Annotated in this window: 12 protein-coding genes; 3 read left to right on the top strand and 9 right to left on the bottom strand. The window is 73.0% G+C overall.

What is annotated here, in order from left to right; genetic code table 11:
- Positions 1–456 (top strand): RrF2 family transcriptional regulator, encoded by a 456-nt coding sequence (locus OG598_RS31620; protein WP_328652243.1) that lies wholly within the window; start codon positions 1–3, stop codon positions 454–456.
- A gap of 213 nt (positions 457–669) precedes the next feature.
- On the opposite strand, the gene OG598_RS31615 is transcribed toward OG598_RS31620, so the two are convergent.
- The 7 genes from OG598_RS31615 to OG598_RS31585 all read right to left on the bottom strand — a co-directional run bounded on the left by OG598_RS31615 (position 670) and on the right by OG598_RS31585 (position 11,690).
- Positions 670–870: a hypothetical protein gene (locus OG598_RS31615; protein ID WP_091406170.1), complete on the bottom strand. Its 201-nt coding sequence runs from the start codon at positions 868–870 to the stop codon at positions 670–672.
- A gap of 245 nt (positions 871–1,115) precedes the next feature.
- A complete protein-coding gene (locus OG598_RS31610) occupies positions 1,116–2,429 on the bottom strand; it encodes a DEAD/DEAH box helicase (RefSeq protein WP_328652242.1) in 1,314 nt (437 codons plus the stop codon).
- A gap of 224 nt (positions 2,430–2,653) precedes the next feature.
- On the bottom strand, positions 2,654–2,857 hold the full coding sequence (gene cspE / locus OG598_RS31605) for a transcription antiterminator/RNA stability regulator CspE (protein ID WP_007464836.1): 204 nt from the start codon (positions 2,855–2,857) through the stop codon (positions 2,654–2,656).
- A gap of 226 nt (positions 2,858–3,083) precedes the next feature.
- Complete coding sequence (locus tag OG598_RS31600) at positions 3,084–6,518, bottom strand: ATP-dependent helicase (protein WP_328652241.1); 3,435 nt, start codon at positions 6,516–6,518, stop codon at positions 3,084–3,086.
- Between the two features lie 34 nt (positions 6,519–6,552).
- Complete coding sequence (locus OG598_RS31595; protein ID WP_328652240.1) at positions 6,553–10,122, bottom strand: ATP-dependent helicase; 3,570 nt, start codon at positions 10,120–10,122, stop codon at positions 6,553–6,555.
- A 168-nt stretch (positions 10,123–10,290) separates the two neighbouring features.
- A complete protein-coding gene (locus tag OG598_RS31590) occupies positions 10,291–10,836 on the bottom strand; it encodes a TIGR00730 family Rossman fold protein (protein WP_328652239.1) in 546 nt (181 codons plus the stop codon).
- Positions 10,836–11,690 (bottom strand): TIGR00730 family Rossman fold protein, encoded by an 855-nt coding sequence (locus OG598_RS31585; protein ID WP_328652238.1) that lies wholly within the window; start codon positions 11,688–11,690, stop codon positions 10,836–10,838. The genes OG598_RS31590 and OG598_RS31585 overlap by 1 nt, the downstream gene beginning before the upstream one ends.
- A 154-nt stretch (positions 11,691–11,844) precedes the next feature.
- Between OG598_RS31585 and OG598_RS31580 the strand changes: the two genes are divergently transcribed.
- Positions 11,845–12,012, top strand: coding sequence for a hypothetical protein (locus OG598_RS31580; protein ID WP_210785896.1), 168 nt, complete (start codon positions 11,845–11,847; stop codon positions 12,010–12,012).
- A 50-nt stretch (positions 12,013–12,062) separates the two neighbouring features.
- On the opposite strand, the gene dapE is transcribed toward OG598_RS31580, so the two are convergent.
- Positions 12,063–13,136 carry a succinyl-diaminopimelate desuccinylase gene (gene dapE, locus OG598_RS31575; RefSeq protein ID WP_091406181.1) on the bottom strand — a complete coding sequence of 358 codons (1,074 nt, stop codon included), beginning with the start codon at positions 13,134–13,136 and terminating at the stop codon, positions 12,063–12,065.
- 78 nt (positions 13,137–13,214) lie between these two features.
- Between dapE and dapD the strand changes: the two genes are divergently transcribed.
- Positions 13,215–14,174, top strand: coding sequence for a 2,3,4,5-tetrahydropyridine-2,6-dicarboxylate N-succinyltransferase (gene dapD / locus OG598_RS31570; RefSeq protein ID WP_091406183.1), 960 nt, complete (start codon positions 13,215–13,217; stop codon positions 14,172–14,174).
- A 51-nt stretch (positions 14,175–14,225) separates the two neighbouring features.
- Here the strand turns inward: dapD and OG598_RS31565 are convergent, their stop codons facing one another.
- Positions 14,226–17,645: a S8 family serine peptidase gene (locus OG598_RS31565; RefSeq protein ID WP_328652237.1), complete on the bottom strand. Its 3,420-nt coding sequence runs from the start codon at positions 17,643–17,645 to the stop codon at positions 14,226–14,228.
- Between the last annotated feature and the right edge of the window lie 39 nt (positions 17,646–17,684).

Below are 17,684 nucleotides of genomic sequence, written 5' to 3'. Positions count from 1 at the left end.
GTGTTCGTCTCCGCGCGCAGCGACTACGCGCTCCGGGCGATGCTCGCCGTCGCCGCCGGTGGTGGCGGCGACGGCGACCGGGTCGGCGAGTTGGTGAAGGCGGCCAGCCTGGCCGAGGTGCAGGACATCCCGCTCAGCTTCCTCCAGGGCATCCTGCTCGACCTGCGCCGGGCCGGTCTGCTGCACAGCCATCGCGGTGCCGACGGCGGGTACTCGCTGACCCGCCCGGCTGACGAGATCACCGTCGGAGACGTGCTGCGTGCGGTCGGCGGGTCGCTCACCACAGTGCGCGGCCTGCCGGCCGAGCGGGCCGGCTATCACGGAGTGGCCGCGGGGCTCACCGACGTCTGGTTGGCGGTGCACGGGGCGATCGCCACCGTGGTCGACAGCACCACCCTGGCCGACCTGCTCACCCACGCCCCGAGTGCGGTCAGCACCGACGCACCGCTCGCATGATCGCGCTCGATCATTGATGTAGTGGCCTCGCCGCCCGGCGAGGGGCCTACTTCCTGGATCGAGCGCGATCTTGGGCCGGCGTCGTGCTCGGGCACGCCGAGGAGGGCGCGAAGGCGCGATGTGGCCGGGCCGGTGCCCCGCCGACCCGACCACATCTCGTACCGATCCTGACCGGGCCTGCCCCTCCGCCGGCACCGATAGGACGGTCGCTGCTCAGCCCACGTGTGCGGTCGCCGGGCCGAGGCCCGGGTCGCCAGGACTGTGCAGCTCCACCAGACCGGCGGGAGCGTTACCCGCCGGGGTGGCATGCCAGGGCGCGAAGGCCGCAACCATGGCGAGCAACAACCCGGCCAGCGCGACCGCGACCACCAGGATCAGTTCACGCAGTGCGCCCGAGCCGGCTTCGCCCGCCATGGTCACCCCTCCCGTGCCGGGCCCCCCGCCCGACATCCCCCGTCGGTCAGCCTCGACCACTACCGGCCGGGGCGCAGTCGGCCAGCCGACCCAGGAGAGGCTGATTACCGACTCAGCAGAGTGGGCCACCCGGCGCGGCCGGCTGACCGGTCGGGCCGCACGGACAGCCGACCGGCTCGGAACACCGCGCAGACAAAACCGACCCGCCCCGCCGAAGCGGGACGGGTCGGTCGACGCGCAGAAGATCAGACGGTACGCGGGCGACGCGGCCGACGGGACCGGCCCGACGCGCGGTGCGCCGGACGGGCGCCACCGTCGGCGGCCGAACCGCCGGAGGTACGGGCCCGAGAGGCGGGCGCCGGCGGAGCGACGATGGTCACCGGCACACCGGACGGCTCGCGAGCACCGGTCACCCGGGCCAGCGCTCCGTCACCCGCGCGCACCTGGACCGACTCGGGCCGGATACCGGCGGTGGCCATCAGCCGGGACACGTCCCGGCGCTGCTCCGGCAGGACCAGGGTGACCACCGAACCGGACTCGCCGGCCCGGGCGGTACGGCCGCCCCGGTGCAGGTAGTCCTTCGCCTCGGTCGGCGGGTCCACGTTGACCACCATGTCCAGGCCGTCCACGTGGATGCCACGGGCCGCCACGTCGGTGGCGACCAGGGCGGTCACCTGACCGTTGCGGAACTGCTCCAGGATCCGGGTGCGCTGCGGCTGGGACTTGCCGCCGTGCAGCGCGGCCGCGCGTACGCCCTTGGAGAGCAGCTGGCGGGCCAGCCGGTCGGCGCGGTGCTTGGTGCCCATGAACAGGATGGTGCGCCCCTCACGGGCGGCGATCCGGGTCAACGCGTCGGGCTTGTCCGCAGCGTCGACGTGCAGCACGTGGTGGGTCATCGCGGTGACAGTCGCGGTGCCCGGGTCGACCGAGTGGGTGACCGGGTTGCTCAGGAAGCGGCGGACCAGCCGGTCCACGCCGCCGTCCAGGGTCGCGGAGAAGAGCATCCGCTGCCCCTGCGGCGCGACCTGCTCCAGCAGCTTGGTGACCTGCGGCAGGAAGCCCATGTCGGCCATCTGGTCGGCCTCGTCGAGGACGGTGATCTCGACCTGGTCGAGCCGGGCGTCGCCACGGTTGATCAGGTCGTGCAGCCGGCCGGGGGTGGCGACGACCACCTCGGTGCCGGCGCGCAGGGCGTCCGCCTGCCGCTGCAACGACAGGCCGCCGACCACAGTGGCGCAGCGCAGCCCGACGGCGCGGGCGTACGGGGCCAGGGCGGTGGTGACCTGCTGAGCCAGCTCGCGGGTCGGCACCAGCACCAGGGCCAGCGGGCGACCCGGCCGGGCCTTACGGCCGGCGGTGCGGGACAGCAGCGGAAGCCCGAAGGCGAGGGTCTTGCCGGAGCCGGTACGACCCCGGCCCAGCACGTCCCGGCCGGCGAGCGAGTCGGGCAGCGTCGCCGTCTGGATCGGGAACGGCTCGGTGATGCCCTGCGCGGTCAGCGCGGTGAGCAGCGCCGGTGCCAGACCGGTATGAGCGAACGACGGAATAACTGTGGTCATGCGGAAGCCTTCCTCGACGCGGCACGTGTCGAGGGAGGGCGCCGAAGTCGGCGCTGTCAACCGGCGGCGAAAGGCAGCCAGGACTCACAAGCACGAACCGAAAGGGAGTACAGGCCGGCCCGCCGCCGGGCCGCCGCCTGGGTAAGCAGGCGGCGGCGGGGCGGGCCGGTCCCGTCACCGTCGCGCCCGGAGGGCGCGACAGGTAATGCTGACCGATCCGAAGATCAGAGCGGGCGGATGTTCTCCGCCTGCGGGCCCTTCTGGCCCTGGGTCACCTCGAACTCGACCCGCTGGTTCTCGTCCAGGCTCCGGTAGCCGGAGGACTGGATCGCCGAGAAGTGGGCGAAGACGTCAGCGCCGCCGCCGTCCGGGGTGATGAAGCCGAAGCCCTTGTCAGCGTTGAACCACTTCACGGTGCCAATAGCCATGTGTTTCGTCTCCTTGACGGAACGTCGGACACGCACTTGTTGCGCGCCCGAAGAGGAGCGCTCCGCGCGGGGATGCGCGAATCGCCTGTCGCTTCTGGTCGCCCCGCCCGGAGAACTCCGGACACAACAAAGAGCGCCTGGGGCCACAATCCCGCCAGGCGCACACAGAGTCTCTGGTAACCAAAACTGCAACCCGGTCAACCTACCACGGTTTTCCCCGCCATGGTCAATGTTGGGCAGAATCCTCGGGCAACTGGGCGATCATGGCCGTGAGGCCCGTCACATCCAGCAGGTCGGCGGGCCGGACGGTCACCCCGTGCCGGACGTAGTGGAACGCTGCGCCCACCCGGTCGACCGGCACGCCGGCCAACTCCGCCCAGGCCAGCCGGTACACCGCGAGTTGCACGGCGGCCACGTCGGCCGCCGGCCCGGTGGGCTGCGCGCCGGTCTTCCAGTCGACCACGTCGAACCGGCCACCCGGTCGGGCGAAGACCGCGTCCATCCGGCCCCGCACCACCACTCCGGCGATCACAGTGGCGAACGGCACCTCCACCTCCACCGGTGACCGGTCGGCCCACTCGCTGGCCAGGAACCGCTCCTGAAGCTCGACCAGCGCCTCGTCGGGTGCGGCATCGGCGTCGGCCGCGCCGGGAAGCTCGTCCAGGTCCAACAGGCGGTCGGCGCCGAAGCGCTGCTCCAACCAGGCGTGGAAGGCGGTGCCTCGACGGGCGTACGGGTTGGGTTCGGCCGGCACCGGGCGACGCAGCGTACGGGCCAGCGCCGCCGGATCGCGCCGCAGCGCTACCAGTTGGGTGACGCTCAGCGCCCCGGGCAGCGCCACCTCGACCGCACCGGAGAGCCGGGTCAGCTCGGCGCGCTCCGCCAACAGCAGGTCCGCCTCGCGCTGCCAACGCGCCACCTCCGGATCCACCTCCGGCTCGACCGGCTCGACCGGCTCGACCTCCGATCCGATCGGCCCGACCGGCCCGGGGAGCACCGGCCCGACCGGCCCGGGGAGCGCCGCCGCCGGACCGTCGGCCATCAGGCGACGCACCAGCCCGGCCGCCTCGGCCAACGCCGGCCGGCGACCGCCCAGCGGGTCGGCGGGCCACTCCGCGCGGAGCACCACCTCTGCCGTGGGGTTCGTCGCGTCGGGAGTCGGCTCCGGCGCCCAGGCGTCGATCAGGTGCCCCGGCCCGCCGTCGAGGCAGGCGTCGTACACCTCACGCAGGAAGACCGACGGACCTCGCGGTCGCTTCGTGCCCTCCCCCCACCAGTAACCGGAGCAGAGCAGCAGCCGGCGCGGCCGGGTGACCGCCACGTACGTCAGCCGGCGTTCCTCCCGCTCGTCGTGGGCCCGCCACGCGTCGGTGAAGTCGGTCACCGCCCGCGCCACGGCCCGCTGGTCCCCCGCCTCGTCGAGTGCCAACTCGGGCAGCCCGTCGGCGTCGCCGCGCAGCGGGAACGGCAGCACGCCCAGCCCACCCAGCCAGTGGTCGGAGTTGCGGACCGGCCCCGGCCACAGCCCACGACTGAGCCCGGCCACCGCAACGACGTCCCACTCCAGGCCCTTGGCGGCGTGCGCGGTGACCACCTGCACCGCGCCCTCCACCACCTCGACCTCGCCCGGCGCCAGACCGCGCTCCTCATCCTCGGCGGCGGCCAGGTAGGACAGGAACCCGGACAGGGTCGCGCCGGGCGTCTCCCCGCTGAACCGGGCCGCCACGTCGCCGAGCGCGTCCAGGTGCCCCCGGGCCAGGCCCGCGTCGCCGGCGCCGTCCCGGCCGGCCCGCACCGCGACCTCCACGTCCAGGCCGATGGTCCGCTCGATGTCCGCGATCAGGTCCGGCAGCGCCTGGTCCAGCCGGTAGCGCAACAGCGCCAACTCCCGGCCGTACGCGCGCAGCCGCGCGAACCCCTCCGCCGAGTACGCCTGGGCCGGCCCGAGGTCGGCCAACGCCTCCACCAGAGTCGCCTCGTCCAACAGGTCTGGGCTGATCTCCGAGGCCTCGTCGGCGGCCACCTGTCGCCGGGCGTTCGCGATGGCCCGCGCTCGCCGGTGCAACGACACCAGGTCACGTGGCCCGATCCGCCAACGGGCGCCGGTGAGCAACCGCAGCAGCGCGGCGCCGTCGGTCGGGTCGGCCAGGACCCGCAGCGTGCAGACCACGTCGCGTACCTCGGGGGTGTCCAGCAGGCCGCCCAGCCCGACCACCTCGACCGGTAGGCCCCGCTCACGCAGCGCCGACTCGATCGCCGGGATCTGGCTGCGCACCCGGACCAGCACGGCGGTCGTCGGACGGCGGTCCACCGGGATGTGTTCCGGGGCCGCGCCCGGCATCCCGGCGGACCCACGCCAGGCGGCGAGCACGCTGTCGGCGATCCAGTCGGCCTCGTCGGCGTACGTGGTCAGCATCGCGCAGTGCACGGTGCCGCCGGCCGCGCCGCCCGGGCTGCGGTGCGGGATCGGGTCCCGGACGGTCAGCGCGGAGCGCAGCTCCGGCACCCGGGCACCCGCCGCCCGCAGCGGGGTGGAGAGCGCGTTCGCCACCCGGAGGATCTCCGGGCGGTTGCGCCAACTCGTGGTGAGCCCCAGCGCCGGGGCCGGTTCACCGTTGGCGCGGGCGAACTCGGTGGGGAACCGGTCCAGGGTGCCCGCGCTGGCCCCCCGCCAGCCGTAGATCGACTGGCACGGGTCGCCCACAGCGGTCACCGGGTGCCCGCCACCGAACAGCGCGTTGAGCAGCACCACCTGGGCGTGGCTGGTGTCCTGGTATTCGTCGAGCAGCACCACCCGGAAGCGGTCCCGCTCGATCACGCCGACCCCCGGGTGGTCCCGGGCCACCCGGGCCGCACGGGCGAGCTGATCGGCGAAGTCCATCGCCTCGAAGTCCTCCTTGCGCCGGGCGTACGCCCGCACCAGCGGCAACAGGCGCAACCGGGTCTGCTGGAGGGTGAGCGCCTTGCGCACGTCTGCGTACACCCGACCCGGCCGGGACTGCACCTCGGCGAAGAACCGACCGGTCCAGGCCGCCAGGTCGTCCGGCGCGACCAGATGCTCGTCCAGCTCCCCGGCCAGCGCCAGCACCGCGTCGGTGATGGTGCTCGGCATCCGGTCCACCTCGGACATGTCGCCGTCGTAGTTGCGCACCAGTAGGTCGACCAACTGCCACCGGGACGCCTCGGTGAGCAGCCGGGTGGACGGCTCGTAGCCGGCTCGCAGCCCGTGCTCGGTGACGATCCGCCCCGCGTACGAGTGGTAGGTGGAGACGGTGGGCTCACCCGCGAGCGGATCGTCCAGCGGGTCCCGCCCCTGCCGGCCGAGCCGGCGGATCAGCTGGTCGAGCCGGGTCCGTACCCGATGGGCCAGCTCGCCGGCCGCCTTGCGGGTGAAGGTCAGCCCGAGGATCTGCTCCGGCCGCACGTACGAGTTGGCCACCAGCCAGACCACCCGGGCGGCCATCGTCTCGGTCTTGCCCGACCCTGCGCCCGCGACCACGAGCAGCGGCTCCACCGGGGCGGCGATGATCGCGGCCTGCTCCCGGGTGGGTGCCGGCAACCGCAGCAGCTTGGCCAGCTCCACCGGTGTGTACCGGGGGCCGGAGTCCGCGATTCGGGGCGTCGGCGCGTGGCCCGCGCCGAACAGGGTGGGCTGACTCACCGTGCCGTCTCAGTTCGCGACTGGGCTCGCAAGCTCACTCCTCGCCCTCACCTGTGCGTCGGACGGTGGGCGGCTCGACGACCTGGCGACCCTGCCCGGAGACCGGGCAGCTGGTGCGCACCGGGCAGACCCGGCACTTCGAGTTGGCCACCGCGGCGAACGTGGCGGCTGCCATCGTATCGGCGGTCCGCCGGACCAGCGCGGTCGCCCAACCGGCCGCCGGGCCCTCGCTGGCGGCCGGCTGATTCTGCTCCCTGGCGTCCTTGGCGGAGGTTCCGAGCTGCACCAGCGCGGCGCCACCGGACTCGTCACCGAACTCGGCGAACGCCCCCGCCTCCACCGCCGCCTGGTAGGCGCCGAGCTGCGGGTGCTCGGCAAGGTCGGTGCCGGTGACAGCTGTGGACTTGCCGGTCTTCAGGTCGATCACCACGAGCCGCCCGGCCTCGTCGACCTCCAGCCGGTCGACCCGGCCGGCCAGGTCGACGGGCCGGTTCGGGTCGTCCAGGCGGACGGCGAACTCGTGCTCGATGGCGAGCAACCGGCGCGGATTGGTGGCCAGCCAGCGCAGCAGCTTGTCGACCATCGCCTCGGCGCGTTCCCGCTCCGGCCCGGCCATCCACCGGGCCGCCAGCTCGATCGCGTCGAACCGGGCGGCCACGTAGTCGAGCAGCGCGCCCCGGTCGGCGCTGGCGTCCTCGGCGAGCATCGCGGCGGCGTGCACCAGGTTGCCCACCCCCTGCGCGGTGCTGGTCGGGCCGCTGCCGCCGTGCCGTTCCAGCAGCCAGCGCAGGCTGCACCGCAGCGCGCTCTCCATGGCCGACGGGGTGACCCGCACCGGGTCGCCGTCGTCGACGAGCGGCCGGTCGTCGGAGAGCACCCGCAACCCCCACCAGTCGTCGGGGTGCGCGCCGGGCACTCCGGCGGCGGCGAGCCGGGCCAGCTCGGCCGCCGCGGCGCGCCGCCGGGCCGCCGGGGCGGCCGGGTCGGTGATGGCGGTACGCAGTTCCGCCACCAACGCCGGCAGGGTGAGCGCCCGGGGTGGACGGGTCACCGGCAGTGCCCCGGGACGGTCCGGCTCCTCGGCGCCGGTCTCGCCCGCCGCAGCACCACCGGTGCCGCCGGTGCCGCCGGAGGACGGTTCGGTGCGGGGACCTGGCGGCGGGCCGGGCGCTGTCGGCGGCGTGCTCGGCGGGGTGGGCGGTGGCGTGCTCGGCGGGGTGGGCGGCGTGTTCGGCGGCGGTGTGCTCGGGCCCAGCTCGTGCAGGAACCGGCTGGGTTGCTCCTCGTGGTCGTCCCCGCCGACGGCGGCCGACGCCACGGCGCTGACCAGCAGCCGGTGCCGGGCCCGGCTGATGGCGACGTGGAAGAGCCGACGCTCCTCGTCCAGCAACGCCGAGGTCTGACCCACCACGTTCGCCGCTGTCGCGCCGTCCACCGACCGGCCGGCCAGCACGTCGACCAGTCGCTCGGAGCCGAGCAGGCTGCCACGCAGCCGCAGGTCCGGCCAGATGCCCTCCTGTACGCCGACCACCGCGACCAGGTCCCATTCGAGGCCCTTCGCGGCGTGCGCGGTGAGCAGGCGTACCGCCGCACCCCGGTCGGCGGTCGGGGCGATGGTGTCGGCCGGCAGGTCCTGGGCGAGCACGTGGTCGAGGAAGACCTCGGTGCGGGCACCGGGCAGCCGGTCGGTGAACCGGGCCGCCGCGTCGAAGAGGACCAGCACGGCGTCCAGGTCGCGGTCGGCAGCCTCCGCCCGCCGACGCCGGACCAGGTCGCCCTCGCCGGCCTCCGGACGCCCCTGGTTGATCGCGCCGGCCCACCGCTCGGCGAGACCACTGGCGTGCCAGACGGCCCAGAGCACGTCCTCGGCGGTCGCACCCGGCCGGGCGGCGGCCTCGCGGGCGATGGCCAGCAGCCCGGCCACCGCCTGCGCCGGCTCCGCCCAGCGCCGCTCGATGCCAGCCAACTCCTCCGGGTCCTGCAATGCCTCGACGATCAGCTCCCCGGAGGGGCGTCGGTCACCGCCGGCCAACGCGAGCGCGCGCAGGCCCTGCCGCAGTCGCCGCTCGGCCAGCGGGTCGGCCCCGCCGAGCGGCGAGTGCAACAGCGCGACGGCCGCCTCCTCGTCGAGTCGTTCCGGCTCCAGCGCGCAGCGCAACAGGAGCAGCAGCGGCGCGACCGCCGGTTGCAGGTGCAGGGGCAGATCCTCACCGTGCACCACTGTGGGTACGCCGGCAGCGTGCAGCGCCCGTCGCAGGGTGGGCAGCTGCAACGCGGTGGACCGAACCAGCACCGCCATCCGTGACCAGGGCACGCCGTCGAGCAGGTGAGCCGAGCGCAGCGCGTGGGCCAGCCAGGCGGCCTCGCTGGTCGCCGAGCGGAAAGTGTGCACCTCGACCACGCCGGGCGGCGCGTCCGGCAGGGGGTGCAGCCGGCGGTGCGCGGCCGGACCCCGCAGCCGGCGACCCAGCCGGGCGATCGCCGCGAGCAGACCCGGCCCGGCCCGGTACGACGTGGTCAGCAGCACCTGCGCGGCCGGCGCACCGGACGCCGTCCGGAACCGGTGCGGGAACGTCGCCACCCCGGCCGGGTCGGCGCCCCGGAAGGCGTACGTGGAGGAATCCGGGTCGGCGAACGCGACAAGCGACTTGCCACCGCCGGCGATGACCGAGAGCAGCTCCAGTTGGGCGGGGTCGGTGTCGGCCAACTCGTCGAGGTAGACGTACGCGAGCCGACGACGCTCGGCGGCCAGCAACTCCTCGTCGTCGCGTAGCAGCCCGGTGGCAGCCCGGACCAGCTCCGCAGGGTCGTACGCGATGGAGCCCCGGTTGCTCACGTCGCGCAACGCGAGCACGGCGACGTACTCCCGCAGGAAGCGGGCGGCGGCCGGCCAGTCGGCGCGGCCGAGCTTCTCACCCAGTCGGGCCAGGTCGATCGGGCCCACGCCGCGCTCGGCGGCGCGCATGAGCAGGTCGCGCAGTTGGCCGGCGAACGCCCGGGTGCGCAGGGCGGGGCGCAGGTCGGTGGGCCAGCCGACCGGGTCGTCCTCGGGCTCCTCGCCCACCACGTCCAGCAGCTCACGGATGATCAGATCCTGCTCAGGGCCGGTGAGCAGCCGGGGCGAGGGTTCGCCCCGCTCGGCCGCCGCGCGGCGGAGCAGCCCGAAGGCGTACGCCGGGAAGGTGCGCACCAGCGGCTCGCGCAGCACCCGGTGGCCGTCCTGTGCGATCCGGGCCTCGATGCGCTGTCGCAGCGCGGTGGCGCCTCGGCGGCCGAAGGTCAGCACCAGGATCCGTTCGGGGTCGGCCCCCTCGGCCACCCGGGCGGCGACGGCCTCGACCAGCGTGCTGGTCTTGCCGGTGCCCGGGCCGCCGAGCACGAGCATCGGCCCGTCGGTGTGCCCGACCACCTCGGCCTGCACCGGATCGGCCCGCCCGCCGCCGTCGACGGCCAGCTCGGGCGCGGCCACACCATCAGACCGACTCGACGCGCCGACAGCGCCCCCGGACGGGCCGCCGCTGGCGAGCACGGAAGCACTGTCAGGCGTCGCCCCGTCCCCCCGCGCCGGCCCACCGGGCCGCCGCACCAACCGGTACGCCTGCATCAGCTCATCCCATCAGACCCATACGACACCCACCCACCCAAACCCCACCCCGACACCGCACCCCATCCACCCCCGTCGATCATGAGGTTAGCTGCGCGACACGCCGATGGCGGCCACGCCAACCCCATGATCACCGAGGCTCACCCGGGGTGGGGTGGGGGTGGGTGGTCAGGTCAGGTGGGATTCCAGGACGTCGAGGGCCTCGGTGACGGTGGTGGTGACCGTCAGGAGGTCGCGGCCGGCGGGCTTGAGGAAGGTCTGGTCGGCCAGCGCGTCGAGCCAGTCCAGCAGGGGGCGGTAGAACCCGTCGGTGTCGATCAGCACCATCGGCTTGGTGTGCAGGGCGAGGGTGGCGGTGGTCCAGACCTCGAACAACTCGTCCAGGGTGCCCAGCCCGCCGGGCAGGGTGAGGAAGGCATCCGACTTTTCGATCATCAGGGTCTTGCGGCTGGCCATCGAGTCGGTCACCAGCAGCTCGTCCGAGGCCAGGTCGGCGACCTCCAGGTCGACCAGCGACTGCGGGATCACGCCGACGGTGCGCCCACCGGCGGATCGGGCGCCGTCCGCCAGTGCGCCCATCATGCCGACGCAGCCACCACCGCTGACCAGCGTGTGCCCGCGCCGGGCCAGCTCCGCGCCGGTCTCGGCGGCCAGGTCCAACCAGCGCTGATCGAGGGTACGAGAGGAGGCACAGAAGACGCAGATCGCCGCCATCAGTCGTGGTCCCGAGCCTGCTCGGCTGCGGCCTGCTGGTCTGCGCCGGTGCGCGCGACGGCTTCCTCGCGGACCGCCTCCTGCTCGGCGGAGAGCGCTGCCTCCGATTCGACGATGTACCGGACCGCCTCGTTGACGTCGTCGGTGAGGCAGATCAGGTCCAGGTCGACCGGCCCGATTTTGCCGGTAGCGGCCATCGTGTCGCGCAGCCAGTTCAGTAGGCCCTGCCAGTAGGCGACACCCATGAGCACCACCGGGAACCGGGTGACCTTGCCGGTCTGCACCAGGGTGAGCGCCTCGAACAACTCGTCCATGGTGCCGAACCCGCCGGGCAGCACGACGAACGCCTGGGCGTACTTGACGAACATCGTCTTGCGGGCGAAGAAGTAGCGGAAGTCGATGGCCAGGTCGACCCAGTCGTTGATGCCCTGCTCGAACGGAAGCTCGATGCCGAGACCCACGGAGAGCCCACCGGCCTCGCTGGCGCCCCGGTTGGCGGCCTCCATCACGCCGGGCCCACCTCCGGTGATCACCGCGTAGCCGGCTCGGGCCAGCGCACCGCCCAACTGCTCGGCCAACCGGCACTCGGCGCTGTCCGGCGCGCTGCGCGCGGAGCCGAAGACGCTGACCGCGGACGGCACGTCGGCGAGGGTGTCGAAACCCTCGACGAACTCGGCGAGGATGCGCAGCGCGCGCCAGGCGTCCTTGGTCTTCCAGTCGCCCCGCCCCCGTGAATCCAGCAGTCGCTGGTCGGCGGTGCTGCTCGGGATCGACCCTCTGCGCAGGGTGACCGCACCGCGATGCCGCTCCTGTCCCGGACCGCGACCGGCCTCCCGCCCGTTGTTCTGGCTCATGGGGCAACCGTAGTGGAGCAGCACCGGCCGGGTGCGCGGGGCGGGGACGCCGAGAAATTGTTCGGGATCATGGGCAACTATTCGGCGCTCCCGTACGTCTTACTATTCACATACCGGGTATGCCCCGGCGCGCGCCTTCGGGGGAGGAGACAGCGTGATCAGTAACAACGAGATGATCCGGATCCGTCGCCAGATGCAGCGACGGATCCGAGACGTGGTGGCCGAACGCCGCCGCACCCGCCAGCAGAACCCGATCCCCACCTCCCCCACTCCCTCCGGAGCCGATCAAGAGGTTTGCGTCGCCGACAACGGGCCAGGCTGACGCAAACCTCTTGATCACCGGGGCGACCGGACGCGACGGGGCGACCAGGGTCAGGCCGGGGCCAGCCAGCGGTGCAGGGTTGCCGCGCCGTCGCGGATCTTGCTGATCTCGACGTGCTCGTCGGGGTGGTGGGCGAGGTTCGGGTCGCCCGGGCCGAAGTTCAACGCGGGAATGCCCATCGCCGCGAACCGGGCCACGTCCGTCCAGCCCAGCTTGCCGATCGGCGCGGCGCCGACCGCCGCCAGGAACTCCTTCGCGGGGGCCGCGTCGAGCCCTGGCGCGGCACCGGCAGCCGTGTCGGTGACTGTCACCTCGAAGCCGGCGAACACCTCACGCAGGTGCGCCTCCGCCTCGGCCGGGGTGCGGTCCGGGGCGAACCGGTAGTTGACCTCGACCTCACAGAGGTCGGGAACCACGTTGCCGGCCACCCCACCGTTGATCCGCACCGCGTTCATGCCCTCGCGGTAGTCGCAGCCGTCAATGGTGACCCGGCGCGCCTCGTACGTCTGGAGGCGTCGCAGCACCTCGCCCGCGGCGTGGATGGCGTTGACCCCGTGCCAGGAGCGCGCCGAGTGGGCGCGTACGCCGGTCGTGGTGACCACCGAGCGCATGGTGCCCTGGCAGCCCGCCTCGACGATGCCGTACGTCGGCTCCAGCAGCACCGCGAAGTCCGCCTGCAACCACTCCGGGAACGCCTGGGCGACGAGGTTGAGCCCGTTGTACCGGGACTCGATCTCCTCGGCCTCGTAGAAGAAGTACGTCACGTCGTAGCGCGGCTCGGGCAGCGTCACCGCCAGGTGCAGCGCGTACGCGGTGCCGGACTTCATGTCGGAGGTGCCACAGCCGTACATCAGGTCGCCGCGCATGGTCGACGGGAAGTTGTTGTTCAACGGCACCGTGTCGAGGTGCCCGGCCAGCACGACACGCTGCGACCGACCGAGGTCGGTACGTGCCATCACCGTGTTGCCGTGCCGGTGGGTGGTGAGGTGCGGTACGCCCCGCAGCACCTCCTCGACACAGTCGGCGATCGCCTTCTCGTTGAGGGACACGGACTCTATGTCGACCAGAGCGCGGGTCAGCTGCACCGGATCGGCGAGGACCTCGGGGGTCAGCGGGTTCTCCATGGTTCGCACGGTACCTTCAGGTCTGTCAGCGCGAGGAGCGAGCCGAGGTCGGCCCGGCAGTGACCGAGAGGTGTAACAGTGACGTCCGCAGATTCCGCCTGGGGCATCGGCCTGGCTACGGTCACCGCAGACGAGCAGGTGCTCGATACCTGGTACCCGACCGGCAAGCTGGGCCTGGGCGAGCTGCCGCTGGTCGCCGGCGAGGACAAGGCGGACGTGCTCGACCTGCCGCCGGCCGCGCTCGGTGACCGGTCCCTGCCCGGTCTGCGTACCGTGCAGGTGGTCACGGTGATCGGCTCGCTGGACGACCCGATCAAGGACGCGTCCGACGCGTACCTCCGTTTGCATCTGCTCTCGCACCGCCTGGTGCGACCCAACCAGCTCAACCTGGACGGCATCTTCGGCAAGCTGGCCAACGTGGCCTGGACGTCCGCCGGGCCGTGCCCCCCGGAGCGGGTGGACGAGCTGCGGGTGATCGAGCGGGCCGCCGGTCGGCACCTGGCGGTGTACGGGGTCGACAAGTTCCCCCGGATGACCGACTACGTGGTGCCCTCCGGTGTGCGGATCGCCGACGCCGATCGGGTCCGCCTCGGCGCGCACCTGGCCGCCGGCACGACCGTGATGCACGAGGGCTTCGTGAACTTCAACGCCGGCACCGTCGGCACCTCGATGGTCGAGGGGCGGATCGTGCAGGGCGTGCTGGTCGGCGACGGCTCCGACATCGGCGGCGGGGCCTCCATCATGGGCACCCTCTCCGGCGGCGGCACCGACAAGATCAGCATCGGTGAGCGGAGTCTGGTCGGCGCGAACGCCGGCGTCGGGATCTCGCTCGGCGACGACTGCGTGGTCGAGGCCGGCTGCTACATCACCGCCGCGTCGAAGATCACGCTCCCCGACGGCCGGGTGGTCAAGGCCCGGGAGCTGTCCGGCGTCGACGGCCTGCTGTTCTGGCGCAACTCGGTCACCGGCGGGCTGGAGGCCCGGCCGCGCACCGGCCGGGGCATCGAGCTGAACGCCGCCCTGCACGCCAACGACTGACGGACCCGCCGGGTCCGCGGCGTTCGGCCGCGGACCCGGACGGGGTACGCCTCAGCGCAACCGGTACGCCTGGATGATCCGTTGGGTCACCGTGTTGCCGGCGGTGTCCCGAGCGGTGGCCCGCAGCGACACGTGGCCGGGGCCGGCCGGATGCCGCAACAGTGCCGACCAGCCGTCGGCAGAGGTGCGTACCAGCTTCGCCTTGCTCCAGGTCTTCCCGCCGTCGTACGAGACGTCGACGGTGAGCTTGTCCACCCGGGCGGCCGGCGCGCCCGGCTGCCGTTGCACCCGGACCGGTACGACGAAGCCCTGCCCGGCCGGCGCGCTGTTGTCCACCCGCAGCGGCGGCGCGAAGCGCACCGCCGACAGCGGCAGTCGGGCCGGCGTCTCACCGGCGACGTGCCTGGACCGGAAGGTCCAGCTGGACTCCACAGCGGTGCTCAGGTCGGTGAAGCTTCGCTTCGACGACGTGACGAGCCGGTAGTCCGCCGCGCCCGGCGGCACCGTGAACTCGCCGTAGCCGGCGTACTCGCTCTCGCCGGCCAGCTTGCCGTCACGCCAGAGCTTGGTGTGCTCACTGTCGCTCAGCGAGCCGCCCGGGTGCCCGGCCGCGTCGCTGAACATCGGCATGTCAACCATGATGATGTCGCCGACCCGGCTGACGCTCTGGTGCGGCCAGCGTGGCTTCGGGAAGGACGGCCCGTACGGCGCCTGATTCCAGATCTCCTGCACCGTCCGCCCGGCCCGGTACGCGGTGGGGGTGGAGAAGAGCGCTGCCTTCGGAATCAACCACCCTTCCTCGTCCACCGTTCCGAAGAGGACCTCGGATTCCCACTTCACGCCCTTGGTGTTGTAGTACTCGACCCGCTGACCGGGCACGACGGTGGGCAGGATCACGGCCGAGTAGCCGACGTTGTACTCCAACTCGGGAAGCACGAGCCGCTCAGCGGCCATGCCCGGGTAGCCACCCCGAAACTGGTGCACGACCGTAGCCAGGTCCCGTCGGGCGTAGTCGCGGACGAACCCCGTGGGCATCCGGCCAGGGATCGCCTCGGCCAACGCGTACAGGTACGGGCTGTTGGCCGAATCCGGCTTGGTCCAGTTGCTGCTGACTGTGGCGACGAACTTGTCGGCGGAGACCGGCTTGCCGATCTGACCGCTGGTCAGGCCGGTGAACGTCTCCGCCCAGAGCCCGACGCCGTACGCACTGCCGTCGTCGGCGGTGAAGTTGCCGCTGACGTCGATCAGTTGCGGGACGGCGTCCCGGTCCGGCACTGTCGTCCGCACCGGCTTGGCCCGGCGGGCGTCCACGACGATCCGGGTGTCCCGCTCGATGGTCAGTTCGGGCTGCATCAACATGGACATCCCGGGCTGCTCATCCTCCGGACCGGGCTCGAAGACGAGGCCGCTGAGGCCGTAGTGCCCCTTGGGCACCCGCACGGTGGCCACCCCGTCGGAACTGACGAGGTCCCAGAAGCCGAAGGTGTCCGTCCCGACCAGGAGGGTCCAGTGGTCAGCGGTGCGCGCGCCGGCCCGGTTCAGGTGCTCCACTGTGAGCGTGTAGCTCTCCACCTCCCGGTTCACGGCCAGCGGGGTGACAGCGACCGCCGCACCGGACCGGGCCACTATCCGCCCGGTCCAGTACCCGTCGGCGTCGCCGAGCCGGGTGTCAGTGGTGACTGTCGTGGCGGCCGTGCCGCCCGCCGGCAGTGTGAGTTGGCTGGCGCCCAACTGGAAGAGGCCGGCCGGCAGCGCCCGACCGCCGGGGCCGGCACCCTCGATGCTCAGGTCCACGGTGACCGGTGCCGGACCATCGTTGCGCCAGGTCACCGTACGGGTGATCGGGGCGTCGTCAGCGTGCGGCCAGAGCGTACGTCCGAACGAGACGCTGACCGGGTCGGACGTGAGCTGCTGGGTGATCGCGTGTGCGACGTCGACCCGCCCGGCGCCCTGCTGGTAGGCGGTCTGGTCCGGGTGTGGCTTGGCGGCGGCCATCAGGGTGGCCTTGAGCCGGTCGGCCCGCCATCCCGGGTGCTGCTGGGCCAGCAGCGCGGCCGAACCGGCCACGTGCGGGGTGGCCATCGAGGTGCCGGAGAGGGTGACGTAGCGGTCCCCCACCGGGTCGCCGATGACGCCGTTGGCGGACCGTGCGGCGACGATGTCGACGCCGGGCGCGGTGATGTCCGGCTTCAGCGCGTCGTCGCCGACCCGCGGGCCCCGGCTGGAGAACTCGGCCAACTCGTCGTCGCGGTCCACCGCACCGACGGCGAGCCCGGCGTCGGCGCTGGCCGGGGAGCCGACCGAGCCGTCCGAGCCGTCGTTGCCGGCGGCGAGGACGAACAGCGTGCCGGTCTGCGCGGTCAGGGTCTGCACAGCCTCCTCGATCGGGTCGACTTCCGGGGTGTCCCAGCCGCTGAGGCTCATGTTGACCACGGCGGCCTTCTTCTCCACAGCGGCCCACTGCATGCCGGCGAGGATCGCCGAGTCGCTGCAGCCGGCGTCCTCACAGACCTTGCCGTCCAGCAGCGTCGCGTCCGGCGCCACACCCCGGTACTTGCCGCCGGAGGCGGCGCCGGTGCCGGCGATGGTCGACGCCACGTGGGTGCCGTGACCGACAGTGTCCCGAGCGTCGGGGACCTCCGTGAAGTTGCGCGCCTCGGCCACCTTGCCGGCCAGGTCCGGGTGGGTAGCGTCGACGCCGGTGTCCAGCACCGCGACGGACACTCCCGTGCCGGTGAACCCGGCCGCCCAGGCGGCTGGCGCACCGATCTGCGGCACGCTGTGGTCGAGGGTCACCCGTCGACGGCCGTCCAGCCAGATCCGCTCGACGTCCCCCGCCGCGTCGAGCCGGGCCCCAGCGGGACCGGTTGCGACAGTTTCCCAGACCGCGCCGAGGGAGGACTTGTCGCTGCTCAGGGCGGCACCGCGGATCACCGGCAGGTCGCGGGTCAGCCGCGTGCCGGGCAGGGCGGCCGAGGCACGCCGGGCGGTACCCGTCGGGCCGTACGCCACCAGCAGCGGCAGGGTGTTGCGGTGGGCGTCGTCGTAACCCGCCTCGACCAGCCCGGTGACGTCGAAGAGTCGCCGGTCCACCCGACCGGAGCGCAGCAACGGCACCGCGTCCGTCGGCGTCACGGTGAGGCGTCCGCGCTCGCGCTGGACCAGGAACTGCACGTCCTCGCGGCCGGCGCCGGGCCGGACCGAGGCGCCGGACGTGGTGACGGTGACCCGGTCACCGGTGATCAGCGTGACGGTGGCCGAGCGGTTGGCGATGGGTCCACCCGGAGTGGACTGTGGGCCGGTGCCGACCGGTGGGGCGGGCACGGCGGGTGCGGCTGAGGCGGGAGCCGGCGCGGAGAGCGCCAGCGCGAACACGAGGCCGAGGGCGGCCGATCTTCTTCCCTGGTGCAACGGATCCTCCTGGTCAAGCGTCTTGATGGATGGAGTCACATTGACAACCCAGAATTGCATACCGAGTATGCAAAAAGAAGGCCGAAAAGTGACGGACCT

The sequence above is a fragment of the Micromonospora sp. NBC_00330 genome (assembly GCF_036136635.1).
Taxonomy (GTDB): Bacteria; Actinomycetota; Actinomycetes; order Mycobacteriales; family Micromonosporaceae; genus Micromonospora; species Micromonospora salmantinae.
Note: the sequence above shows the minus strand (reverse complement) of the source record. Positions and strands in the feature narration are given on the sequence as shown.

Coding starts and splice junctions, on each gene's coding strand:
- OG598_RS31615 (WP_091406170.1), bottom strand. CDS start 870: ATGGCGGGCGAAGCCGGCTCGGGCGCACTGCGTGAACTGATCCTGGTG.
- OG598_RS31610 (WP_328652242.1), bottom strand. CDS start 2,429: ATGACCACAGTTATTCCGTCGTTCGCTCATACCGGTCTGGCACCGGCG.
- cspE (WP_007464836.1), bottom strand. CDS start 2,857: ATGGCTATTGGCACCGTGAAGTGGTTCAACGCTGACAAGGGCTTCGGC.
- OG598_RS31595 (WP_328652240.1), bottom strand. CDS start 10,122: ATGCAGGCGTACCGGTTGGTGCGGCGGCCCGGTGGGCCGGCGCGGGGG.
- OG598_RS31590 (WP_328652239.1), bottom strand. CDS start 10,836: ATGGCGGCGATCTGCGTCTTCTGTGCCTCCTCTCGTACCCTCGATCAG.
- OG598_RS31585 (WP_328652238.1), bottom strand. CDS start 11,690: ATGAGCCAGAACAACGGGCGGGAGGCCGGTCGCGGTCCGGGACAGGAG.
- dapE (WP_091406181.1), bottom strand. CDS start 13,136: ATGGAGAACCCGCTGACCCCCGAGGTCCTCGCCGATCCGGTGCAGCTG.
- OG598_RS31565 (WP_328652237.1), bottom strand. CDS start 17,645: ATGCAATTCTGGGTTGTCAATGTGACTCCATCCATCAAGACGCTTGAC.